The organism is Rhizobium sp. KNZ2-6A, from assembly GCF_056755475.1.
The window spans coordinates 42,294-59,884 of record NZ_JBNDIC010000010.1 but is presented as its reverse complement, the minus strand read 5'-3'; the positions used below and the strand labels follow the sequence as shown (position 1 = coordinate 59,884).

The window sequence follows — 17,591 nt, the reverse complement described above, 5'->3', positions numbered from 1 at the left end:
AGTTCGACCCGAAGCTAGCGTCGGCTGAGAAGGCCGATGAGATAGCCGATGCCGGCTGCGGCAGCGACCATGAAGATCGGCTCCTCGCGAACTCTCTCGCGCAACTGCTCAGTGATCTCCTGGGCTTCCTCCGTGACGACAGATTTCGCTCCCTGCCCCACGGCTGCCATGCTCTGCGACAACCTCGATAAATCTTCGCGTAGCGCAGCGACCTGCGCTGCAAGATCCTCCATTGCCACTTCGGTCTGTGCTCGCGCGGAAGAAGATTGGACGGAAGCTGATTTCGTTTCTGCCATCGTGTGCTCCTTATGTCTTCTGGTTCGTAGAACGCCGCTGCCTGTCAAAGGTTCCGGCGCCTTTGCATACCATCCGGCGATTTCCCCAGTGGCTCTTCAATTCCGGTTCGGATTGTTCTAAGGAACTCCGATTGTTTCGCCGGCGTGCGAAGACTTGATGATGACGAGGTTTGCTTTCCGATGTTCGACGTGCTGAGAAAAATCGCCCAGACCTGGCTTGCCAAGGGCTTGTTGCTTCTTCTTGCGGCAGCTTTCGGTGTATGGGGCGTCGAGCGGTCCCTCATCAGCGGCGGCAGCAGCAATACGGTTGTCACCGTTGGCGATCAACACATCGATACCAATGAATTCCGCCTCGCCTACCGCCGCCAGATTCAGGCGATCAGCCAGCAATTGCGCATGCAGATCACGCCCGAGCAGGCTCGCGCCTTCGGGATCGGTCAACAGACGGTGGCGCAGCTCGTCGCCGGCGCCTCGCTCGACCAGCTTGCCGCCGACATGGGCCTCGGTCTTTCGCAGGACCGGCTGGCCAAGCTGATCGGCGACGATCCGGCCTTCAAGGCGACGAATGGCTCGTTCGACCGGCAGAAATTTGATACGCTGCTTCGCAACAGCAACATTTCGCCTGACGACTATATCAAGGAGCGCAGCAAGGTTGCGATCCGCGGACAGATCGTCGAGGCGGTTTCGAACGGCTTTACCGCGCCGCAGGTCCTGGTCGACGCCGTCAAGCAATATCACGACGAAAACCGCAGCATCGATTATCTGCTGCTGACCAACGCCAATATCGATCCCGTCAAGGCGCCGGCCGACGATGTCCTGCAGAAGTGGTTCGACGGCGTCAAGTCGAAGTATCGCGCTCCGGAATACCGCAAGTTCGGCTACGTCAAACTGCAGGCCGAGGATATCGCCGATCCGGCGAGTGTGTCTGACGACGAGGTGCGCGCGCAGTTCGACAAGCGCAAGGACAGCTTCACGACGCCGGCGACGCGCACGATCGAGCAGCTGACCTTCGCCAACAAGGATCTCGCCAACGCCGCAGCCGATGCGCTGAAGACCGGAACGACGTTCGATCAGCTGGTTTCCGATCAGGGCAAGAAGCCCTCCGATGTGCTGCTCGGCACCTTCACCAAGGATCAGGTTCCGGACAAGACCGTTGCCGAAGCCGCCTTTGCCGTCGCTAAGGAAGGTGGCACGAGCCCCGTCGTCGATGGTTCGTTCGGCCCGGTCATCCTGCGCGTGACCAACGTGAAGAATGAGACCGCGAAGAATTTTGACGAGGTCAAGGAAGATATCCGCAAGCAGATTGCGCTCAGCAACGCCGCCAACGAGATCACCAGCGCCCACGACAAGTTCGAGGACCTGCGCGGTTCCGGCGCCTCGCTGCAGGAAGCTGCGTCGCAGCTGAAGCTGAAACTGGTCACCATCGATGCCATCGACCAGACCGGCCTTGACCAGAGCGGCAATGAGATCAAAGACCTGCCGGCACGCCAGCAGCTGCTTTCGGAAGTCTTCAAGGCCGAGCAGGGTGGCAACCCTGCACCGCTGACGGTCGGAAATGACGGCTATATCTGGTACGACATCATGAATGTCACGCCCGACCACGATCGCCCGCTTGCGGAAGTGCGCGAAAAGGCCGTTGCTGATTGGACTGCCGAACAGCAGAAGATCGCGCTCGCCGCCAAGGCGACCGAGCTGAAGCAGGAGGCGCAGAAAGGCAAGTCGCTTGCCGATATCGCCGCGCCGCTCGGTATTGCCGTCGAAAACAAGACCGGTATCAAGCGCTCGACCGATGATCCTGTTCTGGGCCGCGGCGGCATCGCAGCCGCCTTCTCCGGCCCGGTCGACGCGGTCGGCAATGCCGTCGGCGCCGATGATACGACGCAGATCCTGCTCAAGGTCACCGATGTCAACGACAATCCGACGACGGACGCGCTGAGCAATGACGATCAGCAGGTTGCCCAGATCGCCAACGCCGCCGGCGACGACATCCTCGATCAGATGGTCAGCCAGCTGCAGGGCAAATATGCCGTCACGGTCAACCAGAGCCTCGCCGAACAGGCGATGTCCCGCTAGGCCCGCTCGGGAGGATGGATAGTCGATGAGCGAATTGAAGCCTTTCCTCGCCAAGGTCGCCAATCGCGAGGCATTGACGCGGGACGAAGCCCGTAAGGCATTCGAAATCCTGATGTCGGGTGAGGCCACGCCGTCCCAGATCGGCGCATTCCTGATGGCTTTGCGGGTGCGCGGCGAAACCGTCGACGAGATCGTCGGCGCGGTGACCACGATGCGCGCCAAGATGCTGCCGGTGAAAGCCCCGGCCGATGCCATCGATATCGTCGGCACGGGCGGCGACGGCGTCGGCACATACAATATCTCGACGCTGGCGGCATTCATCGTTGCCGGCGCGGGCGTGCCGGTTGCCAAGCACGGCAACCGCGCTCAAAGCTCCAAGGCCGGCACCGCCGACACACAATCCGTGCTGGGCATCAAGCTCGACATCGGGCCGGAGACGATTGCCCGCTGCATTCGCGAGGCCGGTATCGGCTTCATGTTCGCGCAGCTGCACCATTCCTCGATGCGCCATGTCGGCCCTTCGCGCGTCGAACTCGGCACACGGACGATCTTCAATCTCCTTGGTCCGCTTTCGAACCCGGCCGGCGCGCGCCGGCAGCTACTGGGCGTCTTCGCGCCGCAATGGGTATTGCCCTTGGCCGAGGTGCTGAAGGATCTCAACGCGGAAAGCGTCTGGGTCGTGCACGGCGACGGCCTGGACGAGATCACGACGACCGGCAAGACCTCCGTCGCGGCGCTTGAGAATGGCAAGATCCGCACCTTTGAACTGACGCCGGCCGATTTCGGCCTGCAGCATGCCGACCTTGCCGATCTCAAGGGCGGCGATGGCATTGCCAATGCGGCGGCGCTCCGGGGCGTGCTCGGCGGCGCAAAGAATGCCTATCGCGATATCGCGCTCGCCAATGCCGCCGCGTCGCTAGTCATTGCCGGTAAGGTGGAAACGCTTCATGATGGCATGAAACTCGCGGCCCATTCGCTGGACAGCGGCGCCACGGCCGTTGCATTGGAAAAGCTCGTTGCCATTTCCAACGAGGAAGCAGAGGACTAGGACGTCATGACCGATATCCTTCAAAAGATCGAGGCCTACAAGCGCGAGGAGATCGCCGCCGCCAAGGCCAAGATTTCCCTTGCCGGTCTCAAGGCGATGCAGACCGAGCAATCCGCGCCGCGCGGCTTCCACAAGGCACTGCTCGCCAAGAAGGATGCAGGCGGTTTCGGACTGATCGCCGAGATCAAGAAGGCGAGCCCCTCGAAGGGCCTCATCCGGCCGGATTTCGACCCGCCTGCTCTCGCCAAGGCCTATGAAGCCGGCGGTGCTGCTTGCCTTTCGGTGCTGACCGACACGCCGAGCTTTCAGGGCGCGCCTGAGTTCCTGACGGCTGCCCGCGCCGCCTGCTCGCTGCCGGCGCTGCGCAAGGATTTCATGTTCGATACCTATCAGGTGCAGGAAGCCCGCGCCTGGGGTGCCGACTGCATTCTGCTGATCATGGCGTCGCTTTCCGATGAGGATGCCAAGCGCCTCCAGGATGAAGCGTTCGGCCTCGGCATGGACGTTCTGGTCGAGGTCCATGATGCGGAGGAGATGGAGCGCGCGCTGAAGCTCTCCTCTCCTCTGATAGGCATCAACAACCGCAATCTGCGCACCTTCGAAGTCAGCCTCACGGTCAGCGAAAACCTGGCTGCCATGGTCCCCGAGGGCCGGCTGCTGGTCGGCGAAAGCGGGATCTTCACCCATGCCGATTGCACGCGCCTCGAAGCCGCCGGCATCACCACCTTCCTCGTCGGCGAAAGCCTGATGCGCAAGGATGATGTGACGGCGGCGACGAAACTGCTGCTGAACGGCGAAACCGGCATTCTGGCGGCCGAGTGAAATGAGCACCGAGAAGGCCGGTCTGACCCATATCGACGCTTCCGGCGAGGCGCATATGGTCGACGTTGGCGATAAGGCGGAGACGGCACGCAGCGCTACGGCGACTGGTTACGTCAGAATGAAGCCGGAGACATTGACGCTGATCCGCGACGGCAACGCCAAAAAGGGCGATGTCGTCGGCACGGCGCGGCTTGCCGGCATCATGGCCGCGAAGCAGACGAGCAACCTCATCCCGCTCTGCCATCCCCTCATGCTGACGAAGGTTGCCGTCGATATCGAGGAGGATGCCGCCCTGCCCGGCCTGCGCATAACGGCGACGGCAAAGCTGACCGGCCGTACCGGCGTCGAGATGGAAGCGTTGACGGCGGTTTCCGTGGCCTGCCTGACGATCTATGACATGGCCAAGGCCGCCGATCGGGGTATGGAGATCGGCGGTATCACATTATTGGAGAAATCCGGCGGCAAATCGGGTGATTTCCGCCATCCAGGGGCCTGACAAATGAGCCTATTGCCCGTTGCCGAAGCGCAGGCGCGCCTGCTTGATAGCGCCGCGCCGATCCATCGCGTTGAAAGCGTTCCGCTCGATATGGCCGAGGGCCGGGTTTTGGCCAGGGATTTGACCGCTCGCCTGACCCAGCCGCCTTTCGATGCTTCGGCGATGGACGGCTATGCGTTACGCTTCGAGGACGCGGCAATGCCGGGTTCGGAGCTGCGGGTCATCGGCGCCTCCGCAGCCGGTCATGCCTTTGAGGGAACCGTCGGCAAGGGCGAAACGGTTCGCATCTTCACCGGCGCACCCGTTCCGGCAGGGGCCGATTCGGTTCTCCTGCAGGAAGATGCGGAGCGGCTGGAAGGCGATCGTATCCGTACGACCTACGCCCTGCGCAAGGGACAGCATATTCGCCCACGCGGGCAGGATTTCCTGGAAGGTGAAGCCGTGCTTCCCGCCGGCACGGTCATGGATTTCTCGCGGCTCACCGTCGCTGCGGCTATGAACCATCCGGCATTGGATGTCTACCGCCGGCCGCTGGTGGCGATTCTTGCGACCGGCGACGAGCTCGTGGCGCCCGGCAATGAACCGGGTCCCTCGCAGATCATCGCGTCGAACACCTTCGGCATCGCCGCGCTGGCGCGCAACGCCGGCGCCCATGTGCTCGATCTCGGCATCGTCGCCGACGACAGCGACGAGATCACCGCTGCCATCGGTCGGGCGCAGGTCGCCAAGGCCGATGTCATCGTTACGCTCGGCGGCGCCTCGGTCGGCGATCACGACCTGGTGCAGGCGACGATGATATCAGCCGGCATGAAACTGGATTTCTGGCGCATCGCCATGCGCCCCGGCAAGCCGCTGATGGTCGGCAGCCTCGGCGACATGCATGTCCTCGGCCTTCCCGGCAATCCCGTTTCCAGCCTCGTCTGCGGCCTGCTTTTTCTCGAGCCACTGATAAGAAAGCTCGCATCCCTTCCGCCGGTCAAGCGTGAGGGCGTAGCGCACACCGCCGTAACCTTCGCGGCAAACGATCAGCGCCAGGATTATATTCGCGCGACGTTGACGAAATCTGACGATGGCGGTTGGGTGGCCGAGCCCTTCTCGAAGCAGGATTCGTCGATGATGAAGGTCTTTTCGCGCGCCGACTGCCTGGTCGTCCGCCCGCCGCATGCATCGCAGCTTGAAGTGGGCTCGCCCACTCCGGTCATATTGCTGCGGCCGGATTTGCTCGGCTAAGGTTATTTTTGGAAACGCGCATGGCGATTTCCGTTCCGGAGTTTTGTGACGGACTTCATGTCAATCGGAACGATTGAGGCGATAATGAAGACGTACGCATCCTCTATCGAGCGCTTGCGCGCTGATCAGCTTTGGACTGGCGCGATGGCCCGTAGCGGGAAACAGCGGACGCCCGCCGCCCAGCAACTCCGGCATGAGATAGATTTCTAGCTCGTCAAGAGCGCCTTTTTGCAGGAATCTCATTTGCAGTTGCCCGCCTCCGAGCATCCATACGTCACCATCTTCCAGCGCACGCAACTCGGCGATGAGGGCATCGACGTCGCTGCGCACCTCAAGTTTCCCTTTCGGACTGTCGATGGGGCTTGAAGTGACAACCAGGACCCGTTGGTCTCCATAGCTCCATGGTGTCGGGTCGTTGGCGATAAAGTCGTATGTGCCGCGCCCCATGACAACCGTGCGGATACGCTTGATAAACAACTCGTAACCGTGTTCTCCCAAATTCATATCGTTGTATTTGAAAAGCCAATCCAGGTTGTCGTTTTCGTCGGCAATGAAGCCGTCGAGACTCGAGGCAATGTAGCCGAGAATCTTCGCCATCGTTTTCATCTCCTGTTGATTCATAAATGAACGTATGTTTATTAATTAGCCATGGCAAGACACAAGAGCATATCTGACGAGGCCATCCTCGACGCCGTGCTGGATCAAATGCTGGCAGTCGGCCCGTCGAACCTGACCCTCGCTCAAGCGGGTAAGGCCGCCGGACTCTCACCAGCGACGCTGGTGCAGCGCTACAGTGATAAGGACACCCTCATCGAGGCGGCTCTGCTGCATGCCTGGGATTTGTTGGATCAGGCGACGGCGCTTGCGGATTTGGAGGAGCCTTTGACGCCGGAAGGTGCGATCCGCTTATTGTTGCGGTTGGTTAGCCGCGAAAACGCTGAAAAGAATGAGACCGATGGGCTGCTCATGCTGCGCGAGGATATTCGCAATCCGATCCTTCGTGCACGAGGCGCTGCTTGGGGCGCGGCCCTTGCTGCCGCCTTGGGCAGGAGACTGACCCGCGACGCCTCCAAGGCAACTTCATTGGGATGGCAGATGGCGGCTGTATGGATCGGCGCGCGCATCTGGTGGGCATTCACCCGCACAGAAACATTCGACATCGCGATACGCCGCTCGCTGGAGGAGTGGTGCAGCGTCGCGACCCGCGTCACTCCGCAATAAAGTGCCGCTATATTGTCGGAAGCACGGAAATATTCGCCGCAGAAGTCACTCGCAAAGGTAGCTTGGCGAATGACTCCTGCAAATCGATAGAACAATTATTTCGCGGGCTTCTCGTGGTGGCCGCCGAAGCCGGCGCGCATGGCTGAGAGAACCTTGTTGGCGTAGTCGTCATTGCCGCGCGAGGCGAAGCGGCCGTAAAGTGCTGCGCTCAGCACCGGCGTCGGGACGCCTTCGTCGATCGCAGCCGAGATCGTCCAGCGGCCCTCGCCGGAGTCGGAAACGCGGCCGGCATACTGCGAGAGCGCTGCGTCGCCATGCAGGGCGTCGGCGGTCAAGTCGAGCAGCCAGGAGGTGATCACGCTGCCACGGCGCCAGACTTCGGAGATTTCAGCGATGTCGAGATCATACTGATAGTATTGCGGATGCGAGAGGGGCGCGGTTTCGGCGTCTTTTTCGGCGGTCACCTTGCCGATATTGGCATGATGCAGCACGTTCAGACCCTCGGCATAGGCAGCCATCAGGCCGTATTCGATGCCGTTGTGAACCATCTTGACGAAGTGGCCGGCGCCGGACGGGCCGCAATGCAGATAGCCCTGCTCAGCCGTGCTATTCTTGGCGGCTTCTTCGGAGCGCATCTTCGACGGGAGTACGTCGCCGACACCCGGAGCAAGCGTTGCGAAGATCGGCGAGAGATGCTCGACCGTTTCCTTCTCGCCACCGATCATCAGGCAGTAGCCGCGCTCGAGGCCGAAGACGCCGCCGCTGGTGCCGACGTCGACATAATGGATGCCCTTGGGCTTCAGCTCTTCGGCGCGGCGAATGTCGTCATGATAATAGGAGTTGCCGCCGTCGATGACGATGTCGCCCTCTTCAAGAAGCGGAACGATCGCTGCCAGTTCCTGATCGACGATCGCGGCCGGCAGCATCAGCCAGACGACACGCGGCTTCGCGAGCTTCGATACGAAATCTTCGAGTGACTTGCTGCCGGTGGCGCCGAGCTGCTCCAGCCCCGCGATGCTTTCCGGACGCGCATCGAAAACAACCGCGCTGTGACCGCCCCTCATCAGGCGCTGCACCATGTTGTTGCCCATGCGGCCGAGGCCAATCATACCGATTTGCATATTTCAGTCTCCTAGGACGGTTTCAATCGTTTTGAGTACTCAATAAAGACATTTCGCAGTCTTTTCCAATGAACAAATGACGGGCGAGCTATGCGCTGGCTCGGGAGCGCAGAAAAAATTGCACGCTCACGCATCTGTGATATCGCCGGGCGAAACCTCCCGCCTTTTGCCATGATCCCGCTTTCCCGGCCTTGAGGAAATCTGTATTTTGCACTTCCGTTCGAGTTGTTAAATTTAGCATCGGTTCCGGCTCCTCGCACATTCTCTCTTGGCCCACGCTCGCCATGGAGCGTCAAAGGAGGCATATGGCTGCGTCTCTGAAACTTCCGCTCATTCCCGCCGCGTTCTTCGGTATGGTTCTGGGGCTCTCCGGCCTCGCCAATGCCTGGCGGGTCGGTGCCCGCATCTGGCAATTGCCAGCTGTCGTTGGAGAAGCGCTGACCTTTGTCAGCCTCGCCGTCTGGCTGGCGTTGATCGTGCTTTATGCACTGAAATGGGTGATCGCGCGCGACGAAGCCCTCACGGAGGTGGCGCATCCCGTCCAGTGCTGCTTCGTCGGCCTGGTTGGTGTGGCGACCATGCTGGTTGCCGGAGGGCTGTTGCCTTATTCGCGAATTGGTGCCGAAACCATATTCCTGCTCGGCGCCGCCTATACGCTCGCATTCTCAGTCTGGCGTACCGGCGGCCTTTGGCAAGGCGAGCGTGACATCGCCACGACGACCGCCGTACTTTATCTGCCGAGCGTGGCGGGAAGCTTCGTCACCGCCATCGTCGGCGCAGCCCTCGGTTTTCCCGATTGGGCTCAGCTTTTCTTCGGCGCCGGCTTCTTCGCCTGGCTTGCCATCGAGTCGGCATTGCTGCACCGCCTGTTGACGGGACCGGCACTGGCTCCGCCATTGAGGCCGACCCTTGGAATTCAATTGGCGCCGCCGGCCGTCGGTGCGCTCGCCTATATCAGCGTCACGAAAGGCCCTCCCGACATGCTGGTGCATGCGATGATCGGCTACGGTTTGCTGCAGGCCTTGATCATGCTTCGCCTCCTGCCCTGGATCACCAAGGAAGGTTTCAGTCCCGCCTATTGGGCTTTCACCTTCGGTGCGACGGCGCTGGCAACTGCTCCGATGCGGCTGGTCGAGCGCGGCGATGTCGGGCCGGTCACGCAGCTCGCGCCAATCCTCTTCGCCATTGCCAATGTCGTCGTCGGTCTGATCGCACTGGCAACGATCTGGCTGATTGCCAACCGCAAGCTGGTGATCGGCTGGGTCGAACTTACCGACCGCGATGCCGGTGCCATCGGACAAGGTTAGGGAAGCGCAACGACGCGATCTGGAGGACAGCATGCTTGACCATGTGACGATCGGCGTTCGCGACTTGCAGCATTCGAAGACATTCTACGATAGGGTATTGCACCCACTCGGCATCGAACGCCTTTACGCGGAGGGCGAAACTTTTGCGGGCTATGGCGCCAGACTGAAGGCTTTCTTCTGGATCGGCCAGCGTGATGCGTCGCAGACAAGCGCGCATATAGCCTTCGCGGCCGGAAGCAGGGAAATCGTCGACGAATTTCACCGGGCAGCACTTGCGGCCGGCGGCATGGACAATGGCGCTCCCGGGCTTCGTCCTCACTATCACCCGAACTACTATGGCGCCTTCATTCTCGATCCGGATGGCCACAACATCGAAGCGGTTTGTCACTTGCCGGAGACTTGAGTGCGATGCTGCATTTCCGGCCAAATCACTGCACCGGCGGGCCGACATAGCGTGCACGCGGCCGGATCAGCCGGCCGCTGGTCGCCTGTTCCATGGCGTGAGCGAGCCAGCCCACCGTTCGCGCCAGCGCGAAGATGATCAACGGCGCATCCTCCGGGAGGTGATAGGCATGGGTCATCGCCGTCAAAGCGAAGTCAACATTGACGCGCTCGCCGACCAGCTGTTCGCCGACGTCGCGAACCCTGGCAAATAGCGGCGGAAGCGTAAAGCAGTGCAGCAGAGCCTCGGCACGGATATCGACATCCGGATAAAGCTGATGACCGAAGGCCGGCAATGCACGGCCCTCCGACAGGTAGCTGCGAACCGCCTCCTCCGCGCCCGTTACTGCGGCCCGGGCGATCAGCGAGCGCACGCTTTGCCATGCGCCGCCGTGCAACGGACCCGTTAGAGTGGAAAGGCCAGACAGGGCCGCGGCGGATAAAGTCGCTCCCGCGGACGCCGTGATCCGTGCGGTGAAGGTCGAAGCATTCAATTCATGATCGGCGAGCAAAACGAGACTGCGGCGTATCAGATCGCTAGCATCGGGACGGTTCCAGGCTGCGGCAAGGCGTTGATGTAGTGGTTCGTTCCATGCGCCAGGCGCCAAGGCTTCGGCCACCGTGTCGAACACGCTTTCCGCTTCGTTCTGCAGGGCTGGGAGCGAGCGCCCAAGTGACGGCAGGTCTCCCGTAATGCGCTCGGCAAGGGCAGAGAATGCGGCGTTCAAGGAGGGAGTCTTTTGCCGCGCCTCGTTTTGCTCGAAACGTAGCGGCCGCTTCATGTCCCACAGCAGCAGCGCGACATCCTCGAGCGCAGCACTTTCGGAAAGCATTGCCGCATCCCGGCCGCGATAGAAGAGCCTACCGTTCGAAACCGTCGACAGCGCCGATGGCAATACCGGATCACCCCATTGGATGGCTTCGGCTGCCACCGCCTCCGTCTTGCGTCGGCCGGCATGGCGGGCGGCCAGCCGCTTGACGTCGTCGGTAAAATAGAGGCTGCGCCGCGTATCGGCGGGATCCGGCTTCGCACGAATGCGCCCGCGGCTGACATTGGCGTAGAGTGTCTGTGATTTCGTTCCCAGCAGGTTCAGCGCCTGCTCCGCCGTCAGCCAGCTCATCTTCCCTCATATTGATCAATTGCATCAAGATTGACGTCAATAAAAATAGGCCCGATCTAATCGGATAGTCAAAGGAGAACGATGATGAAAAGTGGTCTTGAAGACGTCATTGCCGCAGAAACGAAGCTGTCCGACGTCGATGGCGCGGCCGGTCGTCTGATTATCCGCGGCGTATCGCTGGATGATCTTGTGGCGACCAGCCGCTTCGAGGATGTTGCGGCGCTGTTGCTGGATGGCCTGTTCGATGAACATATCGATGCAGCCTCCGTCCGCACGCAGCTCGGCGTGGCCCGCCTTGCGCTCTTCGCGCATGTGCAGGCTGCCGATGCCGCTGTGCTCGCCCTGCCGCCGGTCGATGCCGTACGCGCCTTGCTGGCGCGCCTCGGCGACGGTGAGGACTTTGCGACGGCGATCCGCCTGATGGCGGCGCCGGCCGTCTTCCTGCCGGCCGTGCTGCGATTGCAGCGGGGGGAAACGCCGATCGAGCCGGATGCATCGCTTTCACAATCGGCTGATATCCTGCGCATGCTGACGGGCCGCCTGCCGACGGCGGAGCAAACGGCGGGCCTGGATGCTTATCTGGTGACGATTTCCGACCATGGCCTCAATGCGTCGACCTTCGCCGCGCGCGTCATTGCCTCGACGCATGCGGGCCTGACCTCCTCCGTGCTTGCGGCCATCAGCGCCCTCAAGGGTCCCTTGCATGGCGGCGCCCCCGGCCCGGTTCTCGATATGCTTGACGGTGTCGGTAAGCCCGAAAATGCCCGCGCATGGCTGTCGCAGGCGCTCGATCATGGCGAGCGGCTGATGGGTTTCGGCCATCGCATCTATCGCGTTCGCGATCCGCGCGCCGATGCTCTGAAAACGGCCTTGAAGCCGATCTTTGTGAGCAGACAGGCAGATGCCGGGCGCATCGCATTGGCGGAAGCGATCGAGGCAGCGGCGCTGGCGCTTTTGAAGGAGCGCAAGCCGGATCGTCCGCTGGACGTCAATGTCGAATATTACACCGCTCTGCTGCTCGATGCGCTCGGCTTCCCGCGCAATTCCTTTACCGGCGTCTTCGCAATCGGCCGCACAGTCGGCTGGATCGCCCATGCGCGCGAACAGACACTCGACGGGCGCCTGATCCGCCCGCAGTCGCGCTATGTCGGTCCATTGCCGAAAGCGGCATAGCGGATCCCATAAACGCTCAGGCGGCCGCGGACTGGCGCGGCCGCATCATGCCTTCTCGGATGTGGCGGGCAAGCTCCAGCGTCTGCGGCGTTGCGCCACCCTTGGGCAAATGCAGATTGATCGCAAAGACCGGCAGTTCCGGCAGCCCTTGCTCGACCGTGAGGATATCGAGATCGGCCGGAACGGTGGAGGCGAGCCATGCGGTCACGGCGAGATCCGTGCGCACCGTCGCCGTGGTCGCCTCGATATTGCCGTTCTCGAAGACCGTCCGCCAGCGGCGCTTATCATTGGCAAGGGCCGCAAAGACCGACGGGCGAAAGGCACAGGTGTCGGCGACCATCGAGATCGGCAAAGGCACCTTGCGATGGGCATTTCCCGCCCGCGCGCCCACCCAGACGAGCCGCTCGACGCTGAGGCATTCTCCCTGCGATGAGCCTAATGGTTCCTCCACCACGCAGAGGTCGATGGTTCCCTTTCTCAATTCTTCCAGCAGTTCCGGCGACGAGGCGCAGACGAGCGAAATCTCCACTTGCGGATGACGTTCGGCGTAAGACCTCAGTACGGGCGCCAGCGTTGCTCCCACGAGATCGTAGGGAACGCCGAGCCGGACGCTGCCGCGAACGCTCCTCTCCGTCATGTCGTCCCAAATCTCGTCATTCAACGCCAGCAGGCGGCGGGCATTGCCGAGCAATCGTTCGCCCGCTTCCGTCAGGCGCAATCCGCGCCTGTCCCGCTCGAACAGGGTGCAACCAAGCATCTCCTCCAGCCGCTTGATCTGCTGGCTGACTGCACCCTGAGTCATATGCAGCATATTGGCGGCAATCGTCATGCTGCCCTTGTCGGCAACGGCAGCAAAGGTTCGGATAAGAGCTATGTCGAAGTTCCGGATCATGTTCACATCATAAATGCTAATGCCATGATCCTTCAATATTCGTTTTCCTGATGAAGGCAATCTCTCTATCCCTCCGTTCAAAATCGAGAAAGGCTGGAGATGACTGTCGAAACCCTGTTGCCGCTGATCCTCTTCGCATTGGTTTCGACCATAACGCCGGGCGGCGCCACGACGCTTGCGACCGCATCCGGCGCGCATTTCGGTTTTCGCCGGTCGATACCGGTCATGGCCGGTTTCGCTGTCGGTCTCGGCTCCATGGCGGGAGCGACGGCCGCCGGGCTTGGCGGCGTATTGCTGGCGCTGCCGGCGCTGCAGATCGGCATGAAGACACTGGGTTCGCTCTACCTGATCTGGCTTGCCATCCGGATCGGCAGGAGTGGCCCGCCGAGTATGTCAGGCCAGATGGTGAGGCCTACCGGCTTTATCGCCGGTCTCTGGATGCTCTGGCACAATCCCAAGGGCTGGGCGATGACCATGGGTGCTGCCGCGTCTTTCGCGGCGTTGGCGGAAAGTCCCGTCAAACTCGCAGCCCTGCTCGGGGTGACCTTCTGTCTGGTCGCGGCCTTCTCGCTCGCCGTCTGGTGCATTCTCGGACAAATGGTCGGGCGCCTATTGAAAACCGCGTGGCAGTGGCGCGCAGTTAATGTCTCCCTTGCCTGCCTCCTGGTGATTTCGATCATTCCGATGTGGAACGGATGAAACCTTTCAGGCAGAGGCCGATCACGGTCGGCTGCGCCAAAGCCATATGGTCAATGTTCCGGCGCGGCCACGCAAGCTTGTTTGGATCGGGCCGTCGAGGCTCCCTTCCCTGAAAGGCGTGCTGTCCCGACCGGCGGAGAGCAACAGCTCGTCGCTGATGGCGATCTCGGCGCGCTTGCTGGCGGCGACCTCCATCAGACGGCTGGCAATGTTGACCGTGTCGCCGGTTGCGGTGATTTGCTGGCGCCCACCACCGCCGAGCCTCGAGGCGACGATGGTGCCGAAATGCGCGCCGATCTTGAAGCCGATGCGGGAGGCGACCGTTTCCGGCAGCGCCGAGAGCCAGCCTCTCATCCGCTCGGACAGGCGAATGCAACAGCGCGCCGCATCGGCGGGGTCGCTCGGCGTCGGCTGCGGCAAGCCGAAAAGGATCATCGCTCCATCGCCCATGAAGCTGGTGATGGCACCGCCGCACGCAGTCACCTCCTCATCGACGAGATTATAGAAGCCGTTCAGCAGTTCCCGCACCGCAGCCGGGCCGATCGTTTCGCTGAGACCTGTGAAGCCGTTGATATCGATGAAGACGACGGCAGCCTGCTGATGCACCGGGTTTGCGAGGAAGTCGGGATCACGGGCAAGATGTTCGGCCAGACCGGGCGCCTCGATGCGCTGCAGGAGCTCGCTTTGCTCGGCGAAGCGCGTGGCCCGCCTGCGGTCGAACCAAAGCTGCGCCGCGCCGAACAACAGCGCCGGCGGCACGGTCGCGGCAATCGGCAAGGCGGCGCTCAGCCAGATCCCATGCTTGAAGGCGCTGACATTGACTGCGAACCAGATGAGCACGGCACCGAGAGCCGTTATCAGGCCGATGGTGCTGCGCTGCCAGGAGAGAAGGCCGACGACGAGCAGCGGCAAACCGATGGCGAAATAAAGGTCGATGAAGCGAATGTTGCGGTCGCGCACCAGTCCGTCTCCGGCAATCAGATGCGTGATCGAGGTGGAGATGACTTCGACACCCGGCAGGACGGGATCGAAGGGCGTTGGAAAGACATCGCCGCCGCCGGTAACGGTTGCGCCGATGACGACGATATGATCCCTGATCGCAGCTTCCGGCAATTGCCCGTTAAGCGCCGCGCTGCCGCTGATGGTGCGGATCGTGCCGCGCGGACCGTAGAAAGAGAGCGGCAAGAGATAGCCGGTATCGGTCTGGATGGACCGGTCACCGATCTTGATGCGATCGGAGATGACGGTTGTCTGCTCATCGGTTGCAGCGGAAACGACGCGCAGCGAAAAGGATGGCTCGATCCGCTCGCCGCTGCGAAACAGCATCGGAACGAAACGCGGCGTTCCCGCCTTGTCGGTCTGCACATTGACGACACCATAGCTTGCGGCGTCGGCGAACCGCCGCTGCGGCTCGAGGAATTGCAGCGCGCTTGGCACGCGGGCGAGAGGTTCCCTGCTGTCATCGACGACACGCTGTCGGCTTTCGGGGAAAATACCGGCCGCAGCAAGCACGACTTTCGTTCGCTTCAGTGATTGCTCCAGCGCGGAATCACCCGCCTCGTCGCCGGAATCGACCAGAAGCAGGTCGAGAGCGATGGCTTTCGGCCCCAACGCGCCGATGGCATCGATGATCTTGGCGAGCGTGGTCCGTGGCAAGGGATAGTGCCCCGCCACGCGCGACGTGTCATCGTCTATGGCGACGATCGTGACGAGATCGGGTGGTTGGTGGCTGCCGCCGAGTGTATTGCGAAGGTTCGTCAGCGTCGCTTCGGCGTTGTCGACGAAGGGAATGTCACCGCGCAGATGCGCGATACCAAGGCCCAATCCCCAGACGGCAGTCAAGAGAAGCGCAATCAACGTCTGCAGCGGCGGTCTGCGCATGGTGTCGCGATCTCACTGGCCGAGGCGAGCCATCAAAGCGTTTATGCGCGGTTGTCCCCATTGGGTGACACGCAATGCGGAGCGGCTGCGATCGACATCGACGCCTTGCCCTCGGCCGAGCGTGCCCCCCTGGCCGGTTGATACCTTGTTGACCGCCACCCGGCCGCGCAAGACAAGCACGGATGTATTGGCTCGCTTCACGTCGACCGCCCATCGCGTGCCGCGCACGGCGGCGATTGCCTGCGGCGTCACCACTTCGAAACCACCCTGAATATGACCGGCATCCACATCGATCAGCGCTGCCTTGCTGTCGAGCACAAGAGCATCTACTCGGCCATCACGGTTCCGGTCCGCAAGCCGGTAGTGCGCGCCGCGCTCGACGGTGACGCTAAGCCCAGCTCCGCAATTCAACGTCCGGCGCTCGGCGCTGACAGTGGGCCGCAACGGACAATTCGCGACGGTTTGCGCAAAAGCCGTGCCGGCGCTGATGATGCACAGGGTGCCTGCCGCCAGCGCCAGGTTACGAATATTGCTTGCGTGGATCATGATTGTGGCCCCTCATCGCATATAACTGGAGCGGCGGACGGCGATTTCCAGTCACGACATGCTCGATCCCTTGGGACGATGATGCGTCATGAGCGATTGATCTGCAAGTTGTCGTAGCCTCTGGCTTTGTAGAGGATGGTCGAAATCAGCCAGCTCAGCAGGAAAATGCCGACGACGGCGAAGCCGAAATTGGCAAGATTGTCATTGAGTTCGCCGATGAAGCTCCAGAAGCCGCCTTCGAGGCCGAGCTTGTCCGAGATCAGTCCGAGCGCCTCGATGCCACCGATAAAGATGGCGACGACGACGGAGGCCGCGGTGATGGTCAAATTGTACCAGAGCTTGCGCACCGGCTTGACGAAGGCCCAGCCGTAGGCACCGGTCATCAGCGTGCTGTCGAGCGTATCCATCAGCGACATGCCGGCGGTGAAGAGCGCCGGGAAGACGAGGATGGTCCAGAAGGACATGCCCTGCGCGGCCTGAGCGGCGGAAATGCCGAGAAGCCCGATTTCCGTCGCGGTATCGAAGCCGAGGCCGAAGAGAAAACCGATCGGATACATGTGCCACGAGCGGGTAACGACCTTGAACATCGGCCGGAAGATGCGGGCCAGAAAACCGCCGCCGGCAAGCAGCGTATCGAGATCCTCGTCCGCGATCCTCTCGCCCCTCTGCGCCCGCCTGAAGGCGGACCATACGCCTTTGAGGACAAAGAGATTGGCAATGCCGATCAACAGCAGGAACATCGCCGAAACCGTCGTGCCGATGACGCCGCCTATATCGTGGAAGGAATCGAGCTGGCTCTGCATGGCGGCGGCGGTTGCCGCAATCAGGATCGAGGCGATCACGACGATCGAGGAATGGCCGAGCGAAAAGAAGAAGCCGACCGCATAGGGCTGCTTCTTTTCCTGAATGAGCTTGCGCACGACATTGTCGATCGCGGCGATATGATCAGCGTCGAAAGCGTGACGAAGCCCGAACATATAGGCAAGAAGCGCAATGCCCAGCAGAGACGGCCGGTCGGCGAAGGCGAACCAGGCCCAGATCCATGCGGCAATGTTGAATGCGATCAGCAGCGCGAAGGTGACGGCGATCTTGGCCTTCGGCCTTTCCACGCAATCGTCGAATGGATTGAGGATCATACTTTTGTTCCCGTTGTGCTTACTCGCACAGTGGCACGGAACCGGGAGCGGCGCGACAGTCAAATGACGTAGGTGCCGAAGTTTTTCG

At 61.6% G+C, this 17,591-nt stretch carries 18 protein-coding genes; 10 read left to right on the top strand and 8 right to left on the bottom strand.

Annotation, left to right across the window (positions count from 1 at the left end):
- Window positions 1–14: 14 nt before the first annotated feature.
- Entirely contained in the window at window positions 15–296 is a 282-nt protein-coding gene (locus tag ACPYOP_RS09390; protein WP_481410121.1) for a hypothetical protein, read from the bottom strand.
- Window positions 297–476: 180 nt separating this feature from the next.
- On the opposite strand from ACPYOP_RS09390, the gene ACPYOP_RS09385 reads away from it, so the two are divergent.
- Genes ACPYOP_RS09385 through ACPYOP_RS09365 form a run of 5 tightly spaced genes read left to right on the top strand, consistent with a single transcriptional unit; the run spans window position 477 to window position 5,965 of the window.
- Window positions 477–2,369 (top strand): peptidylprolyl isomerase, encoded by a 1,893-nt coding sequence (locus ACPYOP_RS09385; RefSeq protein ID WP_481410120.1) that lies wholly within the window; start codon window positions 477–479, stop codon window positions 2,367–2,369.
- A 25-nt stretch (window positions 2,370–2,394) separates the two neighbouring features.
- Window positions 2,395–3,417: an anthranilate phosphoribosyltransferase gene (trpD, locus tag ACPYOP_RS09380; protein WP_481410119.1), complete on the top strand. Its 1,023-nt coding sequence runs from the start codon at window positions 2,395–2,397 to the stop codon at window positions 3,415–3,417.
- 6 nt (window positions 3,418–3,423) lie between these two features.
- Window positions 3,424–4,239: an indole-3-glycerol phosphate synthase TrpC gene (trpC, locus tag ACPYOP_RS09375; RefSeq protein ID WP_481410118.1), complete on the top strand. Its 816-nt coding sequence runs from the start codon at window positions 3,424–3,426 to the stop codon at window positions 4,237–4,239.
- 1 nt (window position 4,240) lies between these two features.
- The gene (gene moaC / locus ACPYOP_RS09370; protein WP_481410117.1) at window positions 4,241–4,735 is read left to right on the top strand and encodes a cyclic pyranopterin monophosphate synthase MoaC; all 495 of its coding nucleotides are present in this window, start codon (window positions 4,241–4,243) and stop codon (window positions 4,733–4,735) included.
- A 3-nt stretch (window positions 4,736–4,738) separates the two neighbouring features.
- On the top strand, window positions 4,739–5,965 hold the full coding sequence (locus ACPYOP_RS09365; RefSeq protein WP_481410116.1) for a molybdopterin molybdotransferase MoeA: 1,227 nt from the start codon (window positions 4,739–4,741) through the stop codon (window positions 5,963–5,965).
- A gap of 60 nt (window positions 5,966–6,025) precedes the next feature.
- On the opposite strand, the gene ACPYOP_RS09360 is transcribed toward ACPYOP_RS09365, so the two are convergent.
- Window positions 6,026–6,562: a dihydrofolate reductase family protein gene (locus tag ACPYOP_RS09360; protein ID WP_481410115.1), complete on the bottom strand. Its 537-nt coding sequence runs from the start codon at window positions 6,560–6,562 to the stop codon at window positions 6,026–6,028.
- Window positions 6,563–6,613: 51 nt separating this feature from the next.
- On the opposite strand from ACPYOP_RS09360, the gene ACPYOP_RS09355 reads away from it, so the two are divergent.
- Window positions 6,614–7,186, top strand: coding sequence for a TetR/AcrR family transcriptional regulator (locus ACPYOP_RS09355; protein ID WP_481410114.1), 573 nt, complete (start codon window positions 6,614–6,616; stop codon window positions 7,184–7,186).
- A gap of 95 nt (window positions 7,187–7,281) precedes the next feature.
- On the opposite strand, the gene gnd is transcribed toward ACPYOP_RS09355, so the two are convergent.
- On the bottom strand, window positions 7,282–8,307 hold the full coding sequence (gnd, locus tag ACPYOP_RS09350) for a phosphogluconate dehydrogenase (NAD(+)-dependent, decarboxylating) (protein WP_481410113.1): 1,026 nt from the start codon (window positions 8,305–8,307) through the stop codon (window positions 7,282–7,284).
- Window positions 8,308–8,612: 305 nt separating this feature from the next.
- On the opposite strand from gnd, the gene tehA reads away from it, so the two are divergent.
- Window positions 8,613–9,614: a dicarboxylate transporter/tellurite-resistance protein TehA gene (gene tehA, locus ACPYOP_RS09345; RefSeq protein WP_481410112.1), complete on the top strand. Its 1,002-nt coding sequence runs from the start codon at window positions 8,613–8,615 to the stop codon at window positions 9,612–9,614.
- A gap of 31 nt (window positions 9,615–9,645) precedes the next feature.
- Window positions 9,646–10,017: a VOC family protein gene (locus tag ACPYOP_RS09340; RefSeq protein WP_481410111.1), complete on the top strand. Its 372-nt coding sequence runs from the start codon at window positions 9,646–9,648 to the stop codon at window positions 10,015–10,017.
- A gap of 25 nt (window positions 10,018–10,042) precedes the next feature.
- Here ACPYOP_RS09340 and ACPYOP_RS09335 read toward each other — a convergent pair whose 3' ends face one another.
- Window positions 10,043–11,176, bottom strand: coding sequence for a citrate synthase (locus ACPYOP_RS09335; RefSeq protein ID WP_481410110.1), 1,134 nt, complete (start codon window positions 11,174–11,176; stop codon window positions 10,043–10,045).
- Between the two features lie 84 nt (window positions 11,177–11,260).
- Between ACPYOP_RS09335 and ACPYOP_RS09330 the strand changes: the two genes are divergently transcribed.
- A complete protein-coding gene (locus tag ACPYOP_RS09330) occupies window positions 11,261–12,349 on the top strand; it encodes a citrate synthase/methylcitrate synthase (RefSeq protein WP_481410109.1) in 1,089 nt (362 codons plus the stop codon).
- A 16-nt stretch (window positions 12,350–12,365) separates the two neighbouring features.
- Here the strand turns inward: ACPYOP_RS09330 and ACPYOP_RS09325 are convergent, their stop codons facing one another.
- On the bottom strand, window positions 12,366–13,241 hold the full coding sequence (locus tag ACPYOP_RS09325) for a LysR family transcriptional regulator (protein ID WP_481410108.1): 876 nt from the start codon (window positions 13,239–13,241) through the stop codon (window positions 12,366–12,368).
- A gap of 99 nt (window positions 13,242–13,340) precedes the next feature.
- Here ACPYOP_RS09325 and ACPYOP_RS09320 point away from each other — a divergent pair, with 99 nt between their 5' ends.
- Window positions 13,341–13,940 (top strand): LysE family translocator, encoded by a 600-nt coding sequence (locus tag ACPYOP_RS09320; protein WP_481410107.1) that lies wholly within the window; start codon window positions 13,341–13,343, stop codon window positions 13,938–13,940.
- A gap of 21 nt (window positions 13,941–13,961) precedes the next feature.
- Here ACPYOP_RS09320 and ACPYOP_RS09315 read toward each other — a convergent pair whose 3' ends face one another.
- The 3 genes from ACPYOP_RS09315 to ACPYOP_RS09305 form a co-directional block, all read right to left on the bottom strand.
- Window positions 13,962–15,821, bottom strand: a complete 1,860-nt coding sequence (locus tag ACPYOP_RS09315; protein ID WP_481410106.1) for a CHASE2 domain-containing protein — start codon at window positions 15,819–15,821, stop codon at window positions 13,962–13,964.
- A gap of 12 nt (window positions 15,822–15,833) precedes the next feature.
- A complete protein-coding gene (locus ACPYOP_RS09310; protein ID WP_481410105.1) occupies window positions 15,834–16,367 on the bottom strand; it encodes a FecR domain-containing protein in 534 nt (177 codons plus the stop codon).
- A gap of 86 nt (window positions 16,368–16,453) precedes the next feature.
- Window positions 16,454–17,503, bottom strand: coding sequence for a HoxN/HupN/NixA family nickel/cobalt transporter (locus tag ACPYOP_RS09305; protein ID WP_481410104.1), 1,050 nt, complete (start codon window positions 17,501–17,503; stop codon window positions 16,454–16,456).
- Window positions 17,504–17,591 lie beyond the last annotated feature (88 nt).

Excerpts from the sequence above, each read along its gene's own strand:
- ACPYOP_RS09325 (WP_481410108.1), bottom strand. The coding sequence starts at position 13,241 with ATGATCCGGAACTTCGACATAGCTCTTATCCGAACCTTTGCTGCCGTT.
- ACPYOP_RS09315 (WP_481410106.1), bottom strand. The coding sequence starts at position 15,821 with ATGCGCAGACCGCCGCTGCAGACGTTGATTGCGCTTCTCTTGACTGCC.
- tehA (WP_481410112.1), top strand. The coding sequence starts at position 8,613 with ATGGCTGCGTCTCTGAAACTTCCGCTCATTCCCGCCGCGTTCTTCGGT.
- ACPYOP_RS09340 (WP_481410111.1), top strand. The coding sequence starts at position 9,646 with ATGCTTGACCATGTGACGATCGGCGTTCGCGACTTGCAGCATTCGAAG.
- ACPYOP_RS09385 (WP_481410120.1), top strand. The coding sequence starts at position 477 with ATGTTCGACGTGCTGAGAAAAATCGCCCAGACCTGGCTTGCCAAGGGC.
- ACPYOP_RS09360 (WP_481410115.1), bottom strand. The coding sequence starts at position 6,562 with ATGGCGAAGATTCTCGGCTACATTGCCTCGAGTCTCGACGGCTTCATT.
- trpC (WP_481410118.1), top strand. The coding sequence starts at position 3,424 with ATGACCGATATCCTTCAAAAGATCGAGGCCTACAAGCGCGAGGAGATC.
- ACPYOP_RS09365 (WP_481410116.1), top strand. The coding sequence starts at position 4,739 with ATGAGCCTATTGCCCGTTGCCGAAGCGCAGGCGCGCCTGCTTGATAGC.
- gnd (WP_481410113.1), bottom strand. The coding sequence starts at position 8,307 with ATGCAAATCGGTATGATTGGCCTCGGCCGCATGGGCAACAACATGGTG.
- ACPYOP_RS09330 (WP_481410109.1), top strand. The coding sequence starts at position 11,261 with ATGAAAAGTGGTCTTGAAGACGTCATTGCCGCAGAAACGAAGCTGTCC.
- moaC (WP_481410117.1), top strand. The coding sequence starts at position 4,241 with ATGAGCACCGAGAAGGCCGGTCTGACCCATATCGACGCTTCCGGCGAG.
- ACPYOP_RS09305 (WP_481410104.1), bottom strand. The coding sequence starts at position 17,503 with ATGATCCTCAATCCATTCGACGATTGCGTGGAAAGGCCGAAGGCCAAG.
- ACPYOP_RS09390 (WP_481410121.1), bottom strand. The coding sequence starts at position 296 with ATGGCAGAAACGAAATCAGCTTCCGTCCAATCTTCTTCCGCGCGAGCA.
- ACPYOP_RS09310 (WP_481410105.1), bottom strand. The coding sequence starts at position 16,367 with ATGATCCACGCAAGCAATATTCGTAACCTGGCGCTGGCGGCAGGCACC.
- ACPYOP_RS09320 (WP_481410107.1), top strand. The coding sequence starts at position 13,341 with ATGACTGTCGAAACCCTGTTGCCGCTGATCCTCTTCGCATTGGTTTCG.
- ACPYOP_RS09335 (WP_481410110.1), bottom strand. The coding sequence starts at position 11,176 with ATGAGCTGGCTGACGGCGGAGCAGGCGCTGAACCTGCTGGGAACGAAA.
- trpD (WP_481410119.1), top strand. The coding sequence starts at position 2,395 with ATGAGCGAATTGAAGCCTTTCCTCGCCAAGGTCGCCAATCGCGAGGCA.
- ACPYOP_RS09355 (WP_481410114.1), top strand. The coding sequence starts at position 6,614 with ATGGCAAGACACAAGAGCATATCTGACGAGGCCATCCTCGACGCCGTG.